18 protein-coding genes and 1 other RNA gene are annotated in these 20329 nt (G+C 42.4%); 6 read left to right on the top strand and 13 right to left on the bottom strand.

Annotation, left to right across the window (positions count from 1 at the left end; genetic code table 11):
• The first annotated feature begins 30 nt into the window (after positions 1-30).
• Positions 31-2619: an ATP-dependent chaperone ClpB gene (gene clpB, locus I6E38_RS03525; protein WP_235392709.1), complete on the top strand. Its 2589-nt coding sequence runs from the start codon at positions 31-33 to the stop codon at positions 2617-2619.
• Here clpB and I6E38_RS03520 read toward each other — a convergent pair.
• The 5 genes from I6E38_RS03520 to I6E38_RS03500 form a co-directional block, all read right to left on the bottom strand.
• Positions 2576-3208 (bottom strand): hypothetical protein, encoded by a 633-nt coding sequence (locus I6E38_RS03520; RefSeq protein ID WP_235392708.1) that lies wholly within the window; start codon positions 3206-3208, stop codon positions 2576-2578. The genes clpB and I6E38_RS03520 overlap by 44 nt on opposite strands.
• 120 nt (positions 3209-3328) lie before the next feature.
• Complete coding sequence (locus I6E38_RS03515; RefSeq protein WP_235392707.1) at positions 3329-4255, bottom strand: LysR family transcriptional regulator; 927 nt, start codon at positions 4253-4255, stop codon at positions 3329-3331.
• Positions 4252-4830 carry a 4Fe-4S binding protein gene (locus I6E38_RS03510; RefSeq protein WP_235392706.1) on the bottom strand — a complete coding sequence of 193 codons (579 nt, stop codon included), beginning with the start codon at positions 4828-4830 and terminating at the stop codon, positions 4252-4254. Before I6E38_RS03510 ends, I6E38_RS03515 begins: the two co-directional genes overlap by 4 nt.
• A gap of 19 nt (positions 4831-4849) precedes the next feature.
• Positions 4850-5050 (bottom strand): 4Fe-4S binding protein, encoded by a 201-nt coding sequence (locus I6E38_RS03505; protein ID WP_235392705.1) that lies wholly within the window; start codon positions 5048-5050, stop codon positions 4850-4852.
• Between the two features lie 4 nt (positions 5051-5054).
• Positions 5055-5438 (bottom strand): C-GCAxxG-C-C family protein, encoded by a 384-nt coding sequence (locus I6E38_RS03500; RefSeq protein WP_369681289.1) that lies wholly within the window; start codon positions 5436-5438, stop codon positions 5055-5057.
• 511 nt (positions 5439-5949) lie between these two features.
• On the opposite strand from I6E38_RS03500, the gene I6E38_RS03495 reads away from it, so the two are divergent.
• From I6E38_RS03495 to ssrA, 3 genes are all read left to right on the top strand, one after another.
• Positions 5950-8997 (top strand): type ISP restriction/modification enzyme, encoded by a 3048-nt coding sequence (locus I6E38_RS03495; protein WP_235392703.1) that lies wholly within the window; start codon positions 5950-5952, stop codon positions 8995-8997.
• Between the two features lie 378 nt (positions 8998-9375).
• Entirely contained in the window at positions 9376-9819 is a 444-nt protein-coding gene (locus I6E38_RS03490) for a hypothetical protein (RefSeq protein ID WP_235392702.1), read from the top strand.
• A 216-nt stretch (positions 9820-10035) separates the two neighbouring features.
• Positions 10036-10433: a transfer-messenger RNA gene (gene ssrA / locus I6E38_RS03485) on the top strand.
• 75 nt (positions 10434-10508) lie between these two features.
• On the opposite strand, the gene I6E38_RS03480 is transcribed toward ssrA, so the two are convergent.
• A complete protein-coding gene (locus I6E38_RS03480) occupies positions 10509-11807 on the bottom strand; it encodes a DegT/DnrJ/EryC1/StrS family aminotransferase (protein WP_235392701.1) in 1299 nt (432 codons plus the stop codon).
• 101 nt (positions 11808-11908) lie between these two features.
• Between I6E38_RS03480 and I6E38_RS03475 the strand changes: the two genes are divergently transcribed.
• The gene (locus I6E38_RS03475; RefSeq protein ID WP_235392700.1) at positions 11909-12232 is read left to right on the top strand and encodes a type II toxin-antitoxin system RelB/DinJ family antitoxin; all 324 of its coding nucleotides are present in this window, start codon (positions 11909-11911) and stop codon (positions 12230-12232) included.
• Complete coding sequence (locus I6E38_RS03470; RefSeq protein WP_235392699.1) at positions 12213-12623, top strand: putative toxin-antitoxin system toxin component, PIN family; 411 nt, start codon at positions 12213-12215, stop codon at positions 12621-12623. The genes I6E38_RS03475 and I6E38_RS03470 overlap by 20 nt, the downstream gene beginning before the upstream one ends.
• A 239-nt stretch (positions 12624-12862) precedes the next feature.
• Here I6E38_RS03470 and I6E38_RS03465 read toward each other — a convergent pair whose 3' ends face one another.
• The 7 genes from I6E38_RS03465 to I6E38_RS03435 form a co-directional block, all read right to left on the bottom strand.
• The gene (locus I6E38_RS03465) at positions 12863-13579 is read right to left on the bottom strand and encodes a sugar transferase (protein ID WP_235392698.1); all 717 of its coding nucleotides are present in this window, start codon (positions 13577-13579) and stop codon (positions 12863-12865) included.
• Between the two features lie 7 nt (positions 13580-13586).
• Positions 13587-13847: an acyltransferase gene (locus I6E38_RS03460; RefSeq protein ID WP_235392697.1), complete on the bottom strand. Its 261-nt coding sequence runs from the start codon at positions 13845-13847 to the stop codon at positions 13587-13589.
• Between the two features lie 208 nt (positions 13848-14055).
• On the bottom strand, positions 14056-15054 hold the full coding sequence (locus I6E38_RS03455) for an ATP-grasp domain-containing protein (RefSeq protein ID WP_235392696.1): 999 nt from the start codon (positions 15052-15054) through the stop codon (positions 14056-14058).
• A gap of 371 nt (positions 15055-15425) precedes the next feature.
• A complete protein-coding gene (locus I6E38_RS03450; protein WP_235392695.1) occupies positions 15426-16568 on the bottom strand; it encodes a nucleotidyltransferase family protein in 1143 nt (380 codons plus the stop codon).
• Positions 16569-17090: 522 nt separating this feature from the next.
• Complete coding sequence (locus I6E38_RS03445; protein WP_235392694.1) at positions 17091-18224, bottom strand: glycosyltransferase family 4 protein; 1134 nt, start codon at positions 18222-18224, stop codon at positions 17091-17093.
• A 282-nt stretch (positions 18225-18506) separates the two neighbouring features.
• A complete protein-coding gene (locus I6E38_RS03440; protein WP_235392693.1) occupies positions 18507-19178 on the bottom strand; it encodes a TetR family transcriptional regulator in 672 nt (223 codons plus the stop codon).
• Between the two features lie 5 nt (positions 19179-19183).
• Positions 19184-20263, bottom strand: a complete 1080-nt coding sequence (locus I6E38_RS03435) for an AAA family ATPase (RefSeq protein WP_235392692.1) — start codon at positions 20261-20263, stop codon at positions 19184-19186.
• Positions 20264-20329: the final 66 nt, after the last annotated feature.

Here is a 20329-nt window from a genome sequence, read left to right as displayed (position 1 = left end):
TCAGAATAAATCAAGAAAGGAGAACAAAATATGACATTCGACAAATTCACAATCAAAGCCCAAGAGGTTGTTCAGGAGGCTGTCAACACCGCACAGCGCCAAGGACAACAGAGCATTGAGCCGGTGCACCTGTTGAAGGGTGTGATGGTGAAAGCCAAAGACGTAGCCACATACATCTTCCAGAAGCTCGGAGTCAATGCCAACCAGATAGACACTGTTGTAGACAGTGAAATACAGCGACTGCCACGTGTTCAGGGTGGACAGCCATATCTGTCTAACGACGCCAACAACGTGCTTCAACGTGCGCAGGACTTCGCCACTAAGAACGGTGACGAGTTCACCAGCGTTGAACCGATATTGCTCGCTCTGCTTCAAGTCAACTCTACTGCAAGCCGCATTCTGAAGGATGCCGGCATGACGGAGGCTGAAACCGTAAAAGCAATTCAGGAACTGCGACAGGGTCAGAAGGTGCAGTCGCAATCGGGCGACGAAAACTATCAGAGCCTTGAGAAATACGCCAAGAACCTCGTTGAGGAAGCCCGCCAAGGCAAGCTCGACCCGGTTATAGGCCGTGACGAGGAGATACGCCGCGTGCTTCAGATTCTGTCGCGCCGTACCAAGAACAATCCTATTCTTATAGGTGAACCGGGTACCGGTAAGACAGCTATCGTCGAGGGACTGGCTGAGCGTATAGTTCGTGGCGATGTGCCCGAAAACCTTAAGGACAAGCAGCTCTACTCATTGGATATGGGTGCGCTTGTGGCTGGCGCCAAGTACAAAGGCGAGTTTGAGGAGCGCTTGAAGAGCGTCATCAAGGAAGTGACCAACAGCGACGGCCGCATCATTCTCTTCATCGACGAGATTCACACTCTTGTAGGTGCAGGAGGTGGCGAGGGTGCTATGGATGCTGCCAACATCTTGAAGCCGGCTCTTGCACGTGGCGAATTGCGCAGCATCGGTGCCACAACATTGAACGAATACCAGAAGTATTTCGAGAAGGACAAGGCTCTGGAGCGCCGATTCCAGACGGTCATGGTAGACGAGCCTGACGAGCTTTCAGCCATCTCAATACTGCGTGGATTGAAGGAACGCTATGAGAACCATCACAAGGTGCGTATTCAGGACGATGCCTGTATAGCTGCCGTGAAACTCTCTGAGCGCTACATCAGCGACCGATTCCTCCCCGACAAGGCCATCGACCTTATGGACGAGGCTGCTGCCAAACTGCGTATGGAGCGCGACTCTGTACCGGAGGAGCTCGACGAGATTACGCGTAAGCTGAAACAGCTTGAGATTGAACGCGAGGCCATCAAGCGCGAGAACGATACCGACAAAATTGCACAGCTCGACAAGGACATTGCCGAACTGAAAGACCAGGAGAGTTCGTTCCGTGCAAAGTGGGAAAGCGAGAAAGCTCTTGTCAACAAGATACAGCAGGACAAGCAGCAGATAGAACAGTTGAAGTTTGAGGCTGAACGTGCCGAGCGCGAGGGCAACTACGAACGCGTGGCTGAGATACGCTACGGCCGACTCAAATCGCTCGACGACGACATCAAGTCGATACAGAGCCAGCTCAAGTCGACGCAAGACGGCAACGCAATGATTCGCGAGGAGGTGACTGCCGACGACATAGCCGAAGTGGTAAGCCGCTGGACCGGAATACCCGTTACGCGAATGATGCAGAGCGAACGCGAGAAGTTGCTGCATCTTGAGGAGGAACTTCACAACCGTGTCATTGGTCAGGACGAGGCTATACGTGCGGTGAGCGATGCCGTGCGCCGCTCACGTGCCGGACTGCAGGACCCGAAACGTCCTATCGCTTCGTTCATCTTCCTCGGCACAACGGGTGTAGGTAAGACCGAACTTGCAAAGGCTTTGGCTGAATACCTCTTCAACGACGAGACGATGATGACGCGTATCGACATGAGCGAATATCAGGAGAAGTTCAGCGTAAGCCGTCTCATCGGTGCGCCTCCAGGATACGTAGGCTATGACGAGGGTGGACAGCTCACCGAGGCAGTACGTCGCAAGCCTTACTCTGTAGTACTCTTCGACGAGATTGAGAAGGCTCACCCCGACGTGTTCAACATCCTCTTGCAGGTATTGGACGACGGTCGACTCACAGACAACAAGGGTCGAACGGTCAACTTCAAGAACACTATCATCATAATGACCTCAAACCTCGGCAGCCAGTACATACAAGGTCAGTTTGCAGGCATCACGCCTCAGAACCGCGACCATGTCATCAGCGACACCAAGGCAAAGGTTATGGAGATGCTCAAGAAGACCATACGTCCGGAGTTCCTCAACCGTATCGACGAGACCATCATGTTCTTGCCGCTCACCAAGGCAGAAATCGCCCAGGTAGTGACATTGCAGATGAACGCCGTGAAGAAGATGCTCGAGCCGCAGGGATTCACTCTCAACGTTACTCCTGCCGCCATCGACTTCCTCGCCGACGAAGGCTTCGACCCGGAGTTTGGTGCACGTCCGGTAAAGCGTGCCATCCAGCGCTGCGTACTCAACGACCTCTCTAAGAAGATTCTCTCTGACGAGGTTAAGCGCGAGCAGCCAATCACCATCGATGCCGACCAGAACGGACTCGTATTCCGCAACTAAGCAGAACCGAGTCAGCAACTAAGCGAAACGCATAGACATAATAAAAGGGAGCGCCAAGACTCATAACACTGAGTTTTGGCGCTCCTTTTTTTTTAACCTTATTCCAGTCTTTCAATCCCCGATTGTCTTTATCAAATACCAACGCCAAGCCTACAACTAATTTATGACTTGCACAATAGGCATCTTTATAGTGACGGGTTATGATTTGTTGGGTAGCGGCAGACGTACCACAAATGTAGAATAAGTTCTTCAGTATAAAACGGAAGTGTTCTTCAAAAACAAACCTTTCCTTTTTCTGTGTACTATACGGCGTATGAGCAATCAATTGCTTAAGACAGAGTATTCCTTCCTCTACGTTTCCAGTTGAAAAGTTCATTTTCAACTCTTGTATTGCATTCTCTGTCTCGTCCTTGTCTTTTTTCAGCATTATCGGAATAACCAATTCGAACAACGCCTTTTTCACCTCACAATTGGGAAATCCAAGTACATAACTATCCTCAATGACATTCTTTATTGTAAGATAGCCCGACTGATAAAGAAAGAGTTTTGGATTAGTCGTATTGACATCCGATGTATCAATATAATCCATATCGATGAGGATTGTAAACGCCCTGCAGACTTTCGGAGAAATGATAGCCGTCATACATATCCTTCAGTCTTGAAAGCGTATCGTCCATATTCCAGCCTTTCTATTTGCGAAATAAAGTCTTTATAGCCTTATCCCATATTTCCGTATGCCTTCATTCATCATATGTGATGGCATAAATTCTTTCATACAGTCGACAATGGTATTGAGCATCCGCTCTTTGATACAATCTTCCCTGATGTATATGGATATGCGTCTTTGTGAAAGATAGTCGCCTTCTATCTTTCTCACATTCTTGCGCTGTGCCTCGCTCAAGAAAGCAAGGTGAAGCTCTGGAATAATGGTGAAGCCTCCATTATTATCTACAATACGAACCAAAGTATCAATGCTGCCAGCTTCATAGATGTGCTGCCCTTTGCTTCTCGCTTTACAGAAGGAGAAGGCACTGTCTCGAAGACATTGCGCTTCTTTCATAATCCACATATTCTCATGCTCCAGATTCTCTGGCTTGAACACTGGCAGCTTGCGCCAGCAGGCTTCCGACAAATATACGTAAAAGCGTTCAGTGTAAAGCGGTATCTCCAATATTCCTTTACGAAGTTGGTCTGAGACGGCGATGCCGACATCTATATCTCCATTTTGCAAAAGATTAAACATTTCTTCTGATTTCATCTCTTGTATCGAGAGACTTACCTCCGGATAGTCTTTTCTGTAATGCTTGATAAAATCAGGAAGAATGTAAGGAGCTATAGATGGTCCTACTGATAGAGACAAAGATTTGGTTATCTGGTTCTTTTCCTCAGCCACGAGTTCTGCGATTTTCTCAAACTCTACCAGAGTCTTTTTGGCCTGAAGGATGATTTTCTCTCCGACACTTGTCGGGGTTACCTGTTTGTTGGTTCGGTCGAATATGCGCACGTCCAATTCGTCTTCCAACTTCTGCAGCATGGCGCTGAGAGTGGGTTGGGATATATTGCACGAGTCAGCCGCCTTCACAAAATTGCGAAAGCGGCTGATGGCTACGATATATTTGAGTTGTTGCAGATTCATCTTGCTTTGAGTTTACAGATTAATTGTGTCATGTTGCCCATTGGACAGAACACGCACCAGGTTCTTGGGCGATAGACTATGGTAAGCAGAACACCAACAATCAGTGAGGTGAGCATGATGCCATAGAGGCCGAAGGCAAACTGTGCCTTCCAAGGTTCTATATCCACTGGGTAAGCCCAATGCCATGGCACGTTGAAAGTCCATAGCAGATGAATGGTCTGACGGAGATTTTCAGCGCCTTTGGCTACCATTGTGGTAAGGATTATCATCTGGACGAAGAAGAACATGAAGAACAGTAGAAATCCATGACGAAACCATTTGGACGAGAGCCATCTTGGTGCCACTTTCTTACGCGACCACCCCAAGGTATTCCCTATTTGCAAGAACAGTTGTCCTCTTCCACAATAGTTGTTGCAATATCCTTTTCCGCCACCGAATATCGCCATAATCAGCGGTATCAGAAAGCAGATGACTCCAAGCCATGCGAACACTATGTTAAAAAATCCGAGAGTGAAATAAGTAGCAGATACAAGCCACATGTAGTCACTCCATTTTTTAGTTCTCTGTTTTGCCATACAAGTCAAATTTGAGATATTAAACGGGTTGTCTTAATACTTTGTGCATCACACCCGCCGGACAGTTTTTCTCGCAGATGCCACAGCCTATGCACTTCTCTTCATCTATTTGTGCGTAGCATCCCTTGTATATGCTGATGGCATCCTTAGGACATACTTTCACACAAACGCCACATGCCACGCAGCGGTCTTGCTCGTTAATCGCTTTATACTTAGCCATGTCGTTACTTCTGTACACCTTCCTTTTCCAGGATTTCTTCCAAAAATTCAGAAGCATCTGCCACGCAAAGAGGACATTCGCGAAGCACCTTTCCTGTGCCCACACCTTTTAGCAGTTTGCATTGTGTGGCACCATTGCGCTGCTTGAATTTATCCATAATTTGTCTCATGCCCTTGACGGACTTCGCCTTGTCCTTAGTTGCAAGTCCGAGTATGATGCCTGCACCTACGATGGCTCCGCAAGTTCCCTCCATATTACCCATACCTGCAGCAAAGGCATTGCCAGCATTCTTGATGGTTTCTTCTTCCATACCGGCGAAGTCGTGGTAGGTGCAGAGCACAGCCTGGGTGCAATTATGCGAACCACAACGTTTCTTATCAGCTGCTATTTTTTTCTTGTTTCCATATTATTTTGTCCTTGTTATTTTATTTGTTGTTTTGATTTCGGCTACAAAGATAATGCTTTTATTATAGATACATAAAAGATATCAGCTATACTTCAATAGACAGATTCTATTGTTCTCTTACACGAGGGCTTACATAGGACTCCCTTACATTAATCTTTTCTTTGTTTTCTTTTTCCTTTCTTGTTTAGTTTTCCTATATAGTGACACTTATAATTTATAAAGCAATAAATTCAATTATAGTGTCCTCGTTCCATCCTCGTTCACTCTTCGATTTATCTTCGTTATGCCTTCGCTATGCCTCCGCTTCATTAACGGAGGTAGATCGAGTTCACTACGAAGGATGAACGAAGGATGAACGAAGGAACAAGGGAGAGGAAAAGATGGAAAGAGGGAACAACGGAGAGTGAAAGAGGAGTTCTGTTTTTATACCCAACTGACTTATAATTCGGAAATTATATCTATATTTGCAATATAATATTACAGAAATATTAATATGGATATAGCTACATATATAAAATCAATCAACGAACAGTTTCGCACTTGCATAGCTCGTGAGCATTCGTACCGACCAATGCTTCAACAATTGCTCAATGAAATGCTTGATGATCTTGTTGTTACAAACGAGCCTGCAAGAATTAACTGCGGTGCTCCAGACTTCATCATTTCTTCAAAAAAGACCAATACTCCAGTTTTTTATATAGAAGCTAAGGACATTGACGATAGAGACCTTGACGGCAGAAAAGAAAACAAGGAACAGTTCAATCGTTATAAAAAAAGTCTTGATCATATCATCTTTACTGACTATCTTGATTTCCATCTCTATGAAAATGGAGAATGGGTAAGAAACGTGCGCCTTGCAGAAGTTCATGGTGACAAAATAGACTTATGCAAAGATAGCGTTGAGGATTTTAAAGAATTGATAAACCATATTGCCACAACTCAACCTACACCTATAACTACAGCTAAACGCCTTGCGGAACAAATGGCAGCAAAGGCCCGCATTTTGGCTTCTACTATTAACAATGCATTTCGTATTGCAGAAAGCGAAGGGGAAGAAGAGGATGCGAACAGACAATTGCAAGGTCAGCTAAAAGCCTTCAGATCGGTATTGATAAACGACCTTACCACAGAAGGATTTGCCGACATATATGCCCAAACTGTTGCATATGGAATGTTTGCAGCACGCTTGCACGACAATACTCCTGATAATTTTTCACGACAGGAAGCTGCCAATCTTATTCCGAAAACCAACCCTTTCCTACGCAATATTTTCCAGCAAATAGCAGGCTACGACCTTGATGAACGAATAGCATGGGTGGTGGATGATTTAGTGAACATTTTCCTTGCTACAGATGTACAGAAAGTCATGAAGAATTACAAGAAAAAAGGACTGCATCATGACCCGATGATTCATTTCTACGAGGACTTCCTATCTGCATACAATCCATCATTGCGAAAAGCCAAAGGTGTATGGTATACCCCACTGTCTGTGGTACAATTCATAGTGCGTGCTGTAGACGAAATACTAAAGCGTGACTTCAACCTTGCAGAAGGTCTTGCCGACCATTCAAAATTCATACACGAAGTAGTAAACGAACAATACAAAAAAGGTGAGAGAATTAATGGAAAACTGACAAAACCAACTATCAGAAAAGAAATGCATCGAGTGCAGATACTCGACCCAGCTACAGGCACCGGAACTTTCTTGGCTGAAGTTGTAAACCAAATCTACGATAAATTTCATGATATACAAGGTATGTGGCAAGGTTATGTTAACGACCACCTATTGCCACGTCTTCATGGCTTTGAGTTGCTTATGGCAAGCTATGCTGTAGCTCATCTGAAGCTCGACATGCTGCTTGAGCAAACTGGCTTCAACCATGCTGAAAACAAGAAGCGTCTGAAGATATACCTTACCAATTCACTCGAAGAATGCCATCCCGATACTGGTTCTTTGTGGGCACAATGGCTCAGCGACGAAGCAAGTGCAGCCAATCGTATCAAGCGCGACTGTCCGGTAATGGTAATGATAGGAAATCCTCCCTACTCAGGAGAAAGTCAAAACAAAGGAGAGTGGATTATGCACTTGATGGAAGATTACAAGAAAGAACCTGGCGGCGAGACTCAACTGAAAGAACGTAACCCCAAATGGATTAACGACGATTATGTGAAGTTTATCCGTTTGGCACAATATTATATTGAACGTAACGAATGTGGTGTCATAGGATTTATCAATCCACATGGATTCTTGGACAACCCGACATTCCGTGGCATGCGTTGGAACTTGTTGAAAACCTTTGACAAGATATACACAATCAACTTGCATGGCAACAACAAGAAGAAGGAGGTATGTCCCGACGGTTCACCCGACGAGAATGTTTTCGACATACAGCAAGGTGTAAGCATAAACATGTTTATAAAAACAGGCGAGAAAAAAGCGAAGGAACTTGGAAAAGTTTTCTATTATGACCTTTACGGTAAACGTGAGGAAAAATATGACTTCCTCACAAATACTCCATTCTCTGAAGTGAAGTATAAGGAACTCAATCCCATTGCACCAATGTACTTCTTCGTACCAAAGGATTTCGAACTGATGGAGGAGTATGAGAAAGGGGTGTCATTGGATAGTATATTTTGCCAAACAAATGTTTCTGTAGTAACAGCCAAGGATAAGATTCTTGTTGATTTTAATCCTAAAGACCTCCTACACAAAGTTTCAACTTATTATGATGGTGTAGCTTCAAAGGATTTCATACAAGAATATGCTTATCGACCATTTGACAAACGCTTTGTGTATTATGACACAAAATTGATTGAAAGACCACGAGAAATTTTGATGAAGAATTTTATTGGTCATGATAATATAGCACTTTTAACTTGCCGACAAATAGCAGGAAACGAATGGTCGCATGTTTCTATAGACAATCATATAATAGATGACTGTCGTGTATCGAACAAGACCAAAGAACGTGGCTATGTATTCCCCCTATATCTCTATACCAATGAATTTGGCAAAGAGACGAAGGTTGCAAATCTGAACGATGAAGAATGGCAGAAGTTTAATAATGCTATAGGACGAGTTACTCCCCCCGAAGAGCTGTTGGCATATATCTATGCGGTACTTCATTCGCCATCTTATAGAGAAAGATACAAAGAGTTTCTTAAGGTGGATTTTCCTCGCATTCCATTACCAACATCTGAGTCAGAGTTTGTACGACTTGCACAAATAGGCCAACAACTCATCGACTTACACATGATGAGGAATACACAAAACTGGAAATGTGACACGACATTCCCAGAACCAGGCTCACAACAAATTGATATGCTCAAATGGAAAGACAAAAAAGTATGGATTAACAAACAACAATACTTCGGCAACGTACCAGAAGAGGTTTGGGACTTCTATATTGGAGGTTACCTACCTGCACAAAAGTGGCTTAAAGACAGAAAAGGTCGAACGTTGGTATTTGACGATATAAAACATTATCTATATATCATACATGCGTTGGCGGGAACCATAAAATTGATGCAGAAAATATGAAATATTTGGCACAAACAGACAACCATTTAATGTTTTAGGGTACTAGTCCCATTCATGAAAGATATTCAGAAAGTTCGGGAACTCAATCTAAAAGTTCGGGAACAAGTTCGGTAACGTCCCATGAAAGTTCGGAGAAAAAGGATATTGGTTCGGAGAAAAAGCTACAAATAAGTTCGGAGAGAAAAAGAAAAAGTTCGGAGAGGACACACGATTAAATAAAAAACAATATATCACTACGGAAACACAAGCGACGACTACGGAATCTCCTACTGAAACTTATTCTCTCACTACGGAAATAACTACCGATACAACGGAAACTACTACCGATACAACGGAAACTATTCTCATCATTAGTGTCCAGTTAAAATCAAGACACTAATGATTGGTTTATTGAAGACAAACGACACTCTTTCACTATGGGATTGCATCTCGCTTGACGCAGTACAAAAAGGCAGAACCATTCATGAGGATATAGCTCAAGACTTGCTCAAACGTGGACTCATAGAAGATGAGGTTCCCCATTACAGCATTTCTCTTAGCATTGCAAAGAACACGCATCAACTTCCTTCTTATACAAAGACAAAAGGATTGGACAAGGAGAAATTACGCCAGATGATACTGCAATTTTTACAAAACGCAGGTGACGAAGGGGCAAAGCGAGATAGCATATACGAATATCTCAAAGATGTGCTTCCAGCCAACAAGACGGAAGAGCAACAACTTCGCTATGTCGGCAGACTATTAGTAGAATTAAATGAAGAAAAACTAATAGACAGGATAGGTTTGAAATGGATATTAACAGACAACAATCGGTCGGTTTAATCATAATCCGACCGTTTGACGATGTTCCGACCGAAAACAGCCCAATAGAACGGTATGTCTGACACAGATATTCAATACAAACCCCAAGAAAAGGAAATATGTTATTCGGAAACAATATAAGGGCTCACCGAGACAGTCCACATGCAAAATCCTGCCATTTTATTTTGCAGTTTCAGTCATTTGTACTAACTTTGCAAAGTTAATATACAACATCTCGGGGTTGACTGGATTTGACAGCGGGATGAAATGGTATGTAAGCATGCGGAGCCTCGATGGCTAGCTCCTTAATCTGAGTGATCAACAATTTAATTGGCGAAAACAACTACGCTCTCGCTGCTTAATCGAAGTACAGTAGATTAGCTTTATTCCGCCACAAGGTTGGCGGAACGAGACATCGCTCCAAGGATGTTGTTCCGAATCTGAGGGTCAAGCGGTGCAGGTAAATCGGAAATAGTCTGTGTATGCCTCGATGCACGGATGAAGTTTTAGAGGATAAGGTTGCGATTGGTGGTCCAGGTCTTGTCGCAGCACGAAAACCGAAGGCTGGAATAAGCATGTAGAAAGCATATGGTTTCCCTGTTTGGACGTGGGTTCGAATCCCACCAGCTCCACAGAAGAGGTAATTATCTGAACATCAGATAGTTACCTCTTTTTTATTTATATTAGCTTTGTCTCTGCAACTTTATCCATTATCGTACTATTGCCTCCTTGATGCACTCTACAATATAGCGAACATCATCATCCGTTACATACGGACCAGCTGGCAAGCAGAAGCCAACCTTGAAGAGTTCTTCCTCTACCCCATTGGTATATACCGGAGCACCCTCATATACCGGCTGCTTGTGCATAGGTTTCCACACGGGGCGACACTCCACCTTCTTCGAGAGCATAAACACACGCAAAGCCTCCACGTTCTCGTTAGGCTGACAGTCGGTTGTTGCCGAATCAACGGCATGTATTACACCTGCTGCACCACCTACGGCAGTCTTAATAACTTCCTTATAGGCGTTCTCTTGTCCTTGAATCTTCACGTCAGCATCCAATGTGGCAGCACAAAGCCAGAAGTTGGCATCGTAGCGTTTGTCCTCAGGTTGCTTGTGGATATGTACACCAGGGATGTCCTTCAACAGTTCTTCGTAGAGCTTCTGCACATGCTTGTGGTGAGCAATATGGTCGTTAAGCACAGTCATCTGACCGCGACCGATACCAGCGCATACATTCGACATGCGGTAGTTGTAACCGATAGCCGTATGCTGATAGTAAGGATAAGCGTCGCGAGCCTGTGTAGCATACCACATCACCTCATTGGCATCCTCTGCATTACGGCAAATCAGCGCACCACCACCCGAAGTGGTAATCATCTTGTTGCCGTTGAACGACAGCACACCATACTTGCCGAATGTACCCAACACCTGTCCGTCGAAGCGTGAGCCCATACCCTCAGCAGCATCCTCCACCACAGGAATGCCATACTTGTCGGCAATGGCCATAATCTCGTCGATGCGGTAAGGCATACCATACAGAGCTACAGGCACAATAGCCTTCGGATATTTACCAGTTTTCTCCTTACGGTCTATAATAGCCTTTTCCAATAAAGACGGATCCATATTCCATGTTTCACCCTCCGAACCTACAAACACAGGCTTGGCACCAAGATAAGTGATAGGATGACTCGAAGCACAGAATGTAAAGCTCTGCACCAGCACCTCATCACCAGCCTTAACACCACAACCAATCAAAGCCAAGTGAACAGCAGCAGTACCAGCGCTCAAGCAAACCACCTCACGGTCTAAATTAACATTACTAACTCCTAATTCCTCATTGGAAGTTTGACTACAGACAAACTTCTTTAGGTCCTTCTCAAAAGCATTTACGTTCGGACCCATCGGCACCACCCAATTGGTGTCGAAAGCCTCCTTAACGTATTTCTGTTCCAAACCAGCCTCACTCATGTGGGCAAGACACAAGTAAATTGTTTTTCTTTCCATAATTGAAAAATTATATATTTAAAAATTTGGTATTTACGTCACTATGATGTATATTTGCATCATAATAATAAAGAATTGTTTAACTTTAAAAAGTACTCACTATGGCACAGACATCTATGACAGTCCGTTTGGACAACCAACAAAAAGCAATATTCGACGAACTCTGCGCCCAGTTTGGCATGAGCGCAAACACGGCTATCAACATCTTTGTAAAGGCTGTAATTCGCAGTAAGAGCATTCCATTCTCCATTCAAGCAAAGAATGAAGAAGAAGATGAAGTGACTGCAAAAGCAAAGGCTGCGTTCAAATACATGTGTGACACAGCAAGAGAGAATAACATTGATATGTCACTTGATGAGATCAATGAAGAAATCAGAGAAGTCAGACGATTAAGAAAAGAACGCAATGGTATATGCAATCATTGACACTAACATTATCGTGTCCTCGTTTATAACCAAGAACCCTTCTTCATCAACAAGAAGGGTCATTAACAGTATGCTCAGTGGTAAAATTAAGCCATTGTATAATGACGAAATCTTAGATGAGTACTTTGATGTTCTAAATAGGTCCAAATTTCATCTAAGTGAAATCAAAATCCATGAGTTATTGAACTTTTTCAAGGAAAACGGAATTGATACTTCTCGTTTTCCTTATGATGGTGATATGCCAGACGAAGACGACCGTGTGTTCTACGAAGTCTCTTTAAGTAAGGAGGACTCGTTCCTTGTCACTGGTAACCTTAAGCATTTTCCAAGAACCCCACAAGTCATTACGGCCGCTCAAATGATGGAGATTCTTGATGGCAATCCATACTAATGTATTTCAGAACAGGAATTATAAATAGTAAATTATAAATGTTGAGTTTTGAGTGTTAATTTGTGAGTCCATAATCGACCCACCAAGTTAACACTTAACATTCATGCTCTGGCAAGCGGCAAAGCCGATTACAAAAATCAACATTGAACAATTCAACATCGGCAAAGCCGACAATTCAAAACTCAACACTCAAAATACAACATTGCGCACAGCGCAACCATTCAACACTCAACATTCAATCATACTTCCTCTCCAGCAAACTTCACCTTAAATCCTAACACTGTTGCGAATATCATTTCAATATCCTTCCAGAACGAGTAGTGGCGATAGTAATGACAGTTCAGGCGCACTTTATCAGGATAAATCACGTTATCGTTATACCACACAGCAACTTCCTGATCACTCTTCACTATCAGCTCAGCATATTCCTTATCCGATATTTTAATTTGCGGATAATTCGTGGTCAATTCATGGTAATTCATGTTTCTAAAGTCCTTCATAAAGTCCGAAATCATTTCGTCCTCCAGTCTATACTTCAATGTTGCAGGACCTGTAATACCAGGGCGCAACTTCAGCACATCCCTATCATCCCCTACCAGTTTGTCAGCATAACCAGGCACATCAGGACGTGGACCGACAAAGCTCATATTACCAATCAATACATCCCACAACTCAGGCAATTCATCAATTTTATAATGCCTCAGCTTAGCGCCAAACGGAGTAATTCTACTATCACCCGCCACCGAAACAGAAGAGCCCGAATGCTTCACCGTCATCGAGCGGAACTTATGACAAGTAAACAACTTGCCATCCTTTCCCACTCTCTTCTGACAGAAGAAAGCCGGACCGCCCGGCATATTCTTATGGATTAAAAACGCTACTATGGGGAATATCCACCAAATCAAAAGCAGTCCCAATAGGGACGCTACAATGTCAAAGAGTCTTTTGAATATCATAAATAAATTACAATTCTATTTGTTTCTTTATCTTTGCAGGAACTCCAGCAACCATAACATTATCTGGGATATCACGACAAACAACGGAACCTGCTGCTACGACACAATTATTACCTATTCTACAACCTGGCAAAACAATAACTCCCGCACCTATCCATACATTTGAACCTATCCAAATGTCTTTATGTTTAGGAGGATACACTTTACTTAACAAGTTATATGGAGCATTAGGATTCGCGTTTGTCGTTAATAATGTTCTATAAGCCAAAGTACTGTTCTTTCCTATATAAATGTTTGAAGAGGCTATTAATAATGTCTCTGCATTTATGCATACATTATCTTCACAAAATATTTTACCCCCCCAATTTTCTTTACTCCATGAAAAGAAACTTGTACATTATGTCCCAAATTCCATCCTCGACGAGTCAGCAACAATTTTTGGATGCGACACATTAACCTATATAAATATATCATAATTATGGGTTTAATTTACCATTCTTAATTAATTTCTCAAAATAATATCCAAACTCTCCAAGTATAGCCTTCCTGTCATCCTTGCAGAAATCATCAAAAGCATCAAAACCACTGAATGAGAAAACACGTTTCATTTCCTTTGGATTCCATTTCAATTTCAATATTCTACCAACCAATGTGATAACATCACCAAGAATCCATTTAGTACGAGTGCCAATGCGCACATTTATAGGATCTTCATACTTTCCTTCTGTTGCCAATTTATACATTACCCAAGGAATATCAAAACCTGCTGTAACTGGCGTTGCCAATCCACCAGTAAATCTTGCATTGGTCTCAATGTAAGCAATTTTATTTGTTTTAGGATCGTAACGGAAGTCCATTCCACAAACACCACGGAAATCAACCGCATCCATAAGCTTTTTAGCTTCAGCTTCAAGCTGCGGTATTTCTACAATTTCACGTTGAGTAGTTGTACCACCGCCATCAGTCTTTGTTACAAGAGCATGATACACCGACATCTTGCAGAAACCATCCCAGCGAACACAATCCACACTATAGTCTGTACCGCCAATCCATTCCTGCAATAGTGTCTCTTCATTTTTATGCTCATCCATCAATTTAAGCAATTCTTCCTTATTCTTCGGGAAATATACTCCCTTGGCGGAATTGCCTATAACTGTCTTGAATACCACAGGATAACATCTCACCTCTTCTGCAGAATGATACACTTCTGGTACAGCAACACCTGCCTTACGAGCCACTGCTGTACTCTCAGCCTTATTGGCAAGCATAAGCAGTTTGTCTGCGCTCTCGTATGGAATTATCAGATCCTTTGGAAATTCATCACGATGACGCATTATCACCACACTCTCATCATGCGTAGGCATCAATACTTTTGGTTGCAACTCTGCAATCTTTCCTTTAAGGACCTTAATAAAGGCATCTTCCTCCTTGAATGGGTCGGGATATGTAAAGCTACCAGTACAAAACTTCGACATAGAGCAAATGTTTTTCTTACTCGTGTCAGCTGCCCACACTTTAAGTCCCCTCCTATGTAGTGACTTCAATATTGTATAACCTACTCTATTCCAGCAGTAAGTCAAAATAACATCACATTGTGCCATTATACAGTCCTCCTTTCCTGTGTATTATTAGCAACGAAAAGAGATTGAAATCTAATGCACTTTGGTGCAACATGAGCAACACTAATGTTCTGCTCTCGTTTAAAAAAATGTTTGTACATATAAAGATTTGTTTTTATTATTCTCAATAACATTAATGGTCGTTAATGGATCATTAATCTGACATTAATATCTTAGTTTTAACCCACAATCGCATGCGTAGCAGCGAATAACTCAACACTTAACATTCAAAACTCAACATTGCGCATCGCGCTATACCTCCACCGTCTCCACATTGATATGCGCAATATACCTAATGGAGTCCATGCCACTTCTACTGGGAAGTATCTTACAAGTCGCATGGTATGACGAAACCATTGCATCATAAGTCGGGTGCGTGAAGAGTAACGTTCAGATTTTAATCGTTCGTCGTGATGCCCAAAGTTGCCAGCCTTCATAATCTCGTCGAGCAAGAATCTTCCTAAACGTTCATTAGGAGCTGGCAATGGGGATTGTTGGGAGACAAACAATGAATTGTCGGCTGATCCGTCAAACAAATACCATAACACCCATGCAGAAGCAGAAGCAAAAGACTCAAGTTGGAAACGACTTAACAAGCGTGATACTTCATCAGACGATTGCATTGAACGAGCTACATAGTACAAGTCCATCATCTGACGCAAACCGACACCCTCATACAGCAAATGCCATAGGTTATGATTTAGAGTCAATATCAGACTGAACACATTGTCTGGCACACAGCACTCCAGCTGCTCATTATACACAATATGCTGCCTACCCTCACCCTTAAACCACTTCTGCAAACGAGCATTGCGCCAAAGGTTACGACTAATCGACGGACGATAGTGCAACTCTACCTCTGTATCAGGAAACAGACTAAGGTCGGCATGATGATAGTCGTAATAATACATCGTGTCAGTATCTCGTGCCCAACGTATCACCTCTTCTACATTCGCCACCATCCACATGTCAATATCGCCCGACTGTCTGAGCAAGCTCATACGGTTGGTTTCGTCGGCATTGCTATTATCGTCATAATACATAGCCACAGCCTGACCTTTAAGCACACACGACCCATAACCTGCTGCCTTTATCAACCCATACAGTTCGGCACACCTATGGTTCATCACCTCATTACGTCTCTGAATATTGGCAGTAATGGCAAGCCATTGCATATTCAGCTTGAGCGGTAGATTAACTACCTTGCTATTATCGGCCTTTATAGCACATTGCACACCTCTAAAGCATACGCCAACCAAAGCCTGCCTCTTAGCATTGTCAAAAGCCTCCCTCCATTCCTCGGCAGAAGGCGTAAACGACAATCCTTGACGTGTACCAACAGATATTTGCAACAGTTCAAAAAAAAGCATAGATTTACAAATAGATTAATGTTATTCTTCTGAACGCGAATGTCCATAAATTGCCCGTTAATTACCCTTAAATTCAATTCGTGGTAAAATTTCCGGATAATTCACGATAATTCATGACCGAAACACCACTCAGCAAGCATGAAGTTCTTTTGTCATGAGATTTGTCCTTGTACCCACTGACTGTAAGGAAGTAATTACCACAAATTACTCATAAATTCAATTCGTGATATAATTTCTGGTTAATTCACGATAATTCACGACTGAAAAACTCAACATTCTTGCTCTGGCAAGCGACAAAGCCGATTACAAAACTCAAAACTCTTTCATAGAACACGAATCACTCGAATCACCCGAATAACACAATAAATATTTATGATTAATTCATGATAATTCGTGACTATGCCCCCACGCAGTCTTTTGTCACGAATTACCAAGAATTATCCATGAATCCTTATGCCAAATTCAAAATTGAATAATTCACAATCGCATGCGAAGCAGCGAACAATTCAAAACTCAAAACTCCTAATTCAAAATTCTTTTATAGAACTCAATCTGGCACTTTTGCACAAAGTTCTTTTCGAAGCGTGATTCTATTATCTGTCGTGCATTGCTCTTCATTATTTCACGAGCCTTGTCATCCGTCAGCATACGCTCCATAGCATCATACAGAGCATTTGCATTCTTCGACGGAACTATCAAACCGTTCTTTTCGTTCTCGATAATCTCACGGCTACCATTAATGTCTGTCACAATAGAAGGCAGTCCCATAGCACCAGCCTCAAGCACAGTATTAGGGAAACCCTCTCTATAACTTGGCATCACAAAGCAATCGGCATCCACATACATTTGCAGCAGGTCGTCGCCATACTTCGGACCACAAGCCACAATACCCTCATTCGTGTCAATAAGCTTACGAGTCTTGTCACTCACTGGATCAAGCTCATGTTCGTATTTGCCCACCAACACAAGTCTTGTATTCTTATGCTTGTCATGCAGCTTTACGAAAGCCTCCACCAACTCATTGATACCCTTGTCACCCACTATGCGACCTACAAACACGAATGTAAACACATCAGGGTTCTTTGTTGCTTTAAAACGAGCAGGAGAAAACCTCTCCATATCAACGCCCCTCACGTTGCCATAACCCAATACCTTCATAGGTTTCTTAGTAATGCCACCGTTCTTTAGGTCATTAAGCACCCCTTGTCCCTCAGGAATCACATGTGTTGCACAAGCACAAGTAAGCCAATCGGTCATCATCAATATCTTTCGCTTCAGCCCAGTAGCCGTAGGCCAAACAAGCCCCGTGAAAGTATGAATACGTACAGGCACACGAGTCAGCCATGCCGCCACCATACATATCATTCCTGCCTTAGGCGTCATCGAATGTACCATCTGAGGCTTCTCCTTACGGAACACGCTAATCATCCTCATGAGCGACTTCAAGTCGTTCACTATAGAGATATGCCTCTCCATCGGCACCGCCACACAATGGAATCCATCCTTATCCCTCAGCTCATCAAGCTCAGGACCAGGCGACGTCACAGCCACCATGTCATACCCCATCGCCCGCATCTTAATCATCACTTCACGGCAAAAGCCTAAGGATTGCGGAACGGTAACGGCACGAATTATTTTGTTTTTGTTGCGAGTCATAATATAATAGAAATCAAATTTATTAAAAAAACAATATCACTTAGGGTAGACACTCCATAATGGAATACCTACCTTATATGTCAATTTTACGTATAATTTCAGATAATTCGTGTGGAACAAAGTTACGTATTACATCCATAATAATTCATAACTGAACAATTCCAAATCGCAGGCATAGCCGAGAACAACTCCTAACTCCTAATTCATAAATCAATATTGCCTTGTTCCCCGTCGCAGTATCGCTCTGCGCTAATGCCGTCATTCGGACGGGGATGCTTAATATTATAAAAAGCTCTCTATATCCATACAGAAAAGATTAAGGCTTTCGTTTCCTTTTCGTGCAATCTTTATACCCTTTATCAAATCTTTACCTAAATTAGAGTAATTCAAGTTGTCGTGTGTCGTATCAATATACTTAGCGTTCTTTTTTATTGCTCCTATTAAGGTTCGCAGCTTTTCCTTCGCGTTTATATTCGAAGCAGAGTCGCTACGCTTTGCCACATCGTACAATGGTATTAGCCAAGCGTCAGTTTCTTCTATAGCAATAGCATAAGCAACCTTATCTCTATGACGCTCAGGTATCAATGATTCTATCTTTTGCTTTACATTATTTCTAAGTTCTCGGCTATATTCTTTCCAATCAGGGTGTCCTGTCCGTTGAGGTTCATGCACATCATAATTTTTCTCTCCTCTTTCAGCCGTATCTATGTGAACGACTAAAATGGCTTCATCATCAATGGCTTCAAAGAAAGGCACAAGCAATTGTTCATTATTGCATGACTGCAAAACCAATTCCCAATTGCTAAACTTTAATTCTTCTCCATCTGTTTCATCCAAGATTTCTTTTGGACGGATTGCATACATATCACTACCATCAATACCTATAATAGCTTTTACTACAGCTTTAATGACAGCAATATCAGCGTGTCCTTCTGCTATAATTCCTATTCTCATATTTATCAGAAATTATCGGGAACACCTCCTAAAAGACCATTCATCCACATCTCAGACAATTTCATTCGTGTTTTATCACCATCGGGTAGTGGTTTGGTCTTTAGACGTTTTATTTTGGTATAACCCTCATCCGACCTGCTTACAACAAAAAGTCTCTGATTGTCATCTTGAAGGTTCATTCCATCGAGAAACGCAGGATTATGTGTTGTTATAAGTATTTGCTTATCCGCTTTTCCTGTCATCTCCGCTATAAGTTTCATTAAATGTCTACAAAGACGAGGATTCAGTCCTGTATCAATATTGTCTATTGCAAAAAACGATGAAGTTTTGTTACTCAACAATAATGTCAGATAGAACAATATAACCAATGCACCTTCATTTGCATTTTCAGCTGAGAACATTGTCATTTTCTTTTGCATAAACTTGTCCTTGAAAAACAAATGCGACTTGCTTCTTCCAAGTTTCAGACCGACCTGACGCAACAGATCATTTTCATCATATGCAACAGAATCCATCCACGATATACACTCACTTGCTTCCCTTGCAATCTTTTCTTTAGAATCTTTCGACATCATATTGAGCAACACGTCAAAATCCTCGCCATGCAGTCCTATTGGATAACGAGAAGACGTCTGTGACAATCCACGCAATGCATCCAACATTGGTGTATATATTTCATATCGCGACAACGCCACTGCAAATTTATCTCGATCAGATGTTTCAGGGTTTACCACCGTTCTCTTGACATCAACAGTCCAAGGAGTCATAACATACTCTTTGTCTTTAGGAGATATTGTATAAGTATATTCATTGCCATATCCCGAAAGGCATATTTCTATATTGTCAGCAGTTTTCTTTCCATAAAAAGAACTTCTCATCAAGTCTGGACGCGCTATACGTACACCTGCCTGCACCAACTTGTTCAAGTCGATTTCATCTTGGCTATTAGCTGCTATCATGGCTATAGCTTCCAGCACATTACTTTTGCCCATGCCATTTGCACCGATGAAAACGTTCACCCTTCCCAATTCAATAGTCTGGTCTATTATTGACTTGAAATTTTTTATTGCGAGTCTGTTAAACATATCATTAATTTTTATATTTTATAATATGGCAAAGATTGTGCAAACCGAATGCAATCAAGTGTACTT

The sequence above is a fragment of the Leyella stercorea genome, assembly GCF_021531355.1.
GTDB lineage: Bacteria > Bacteroidota > Bacteroidia > Bacteroidales > Bacteroidaceae > Prevotella.
Note: the sequence above shows the minus strand (reverse complement) of the source record. Positions and strands in the feature narration are given on the sequence as shown.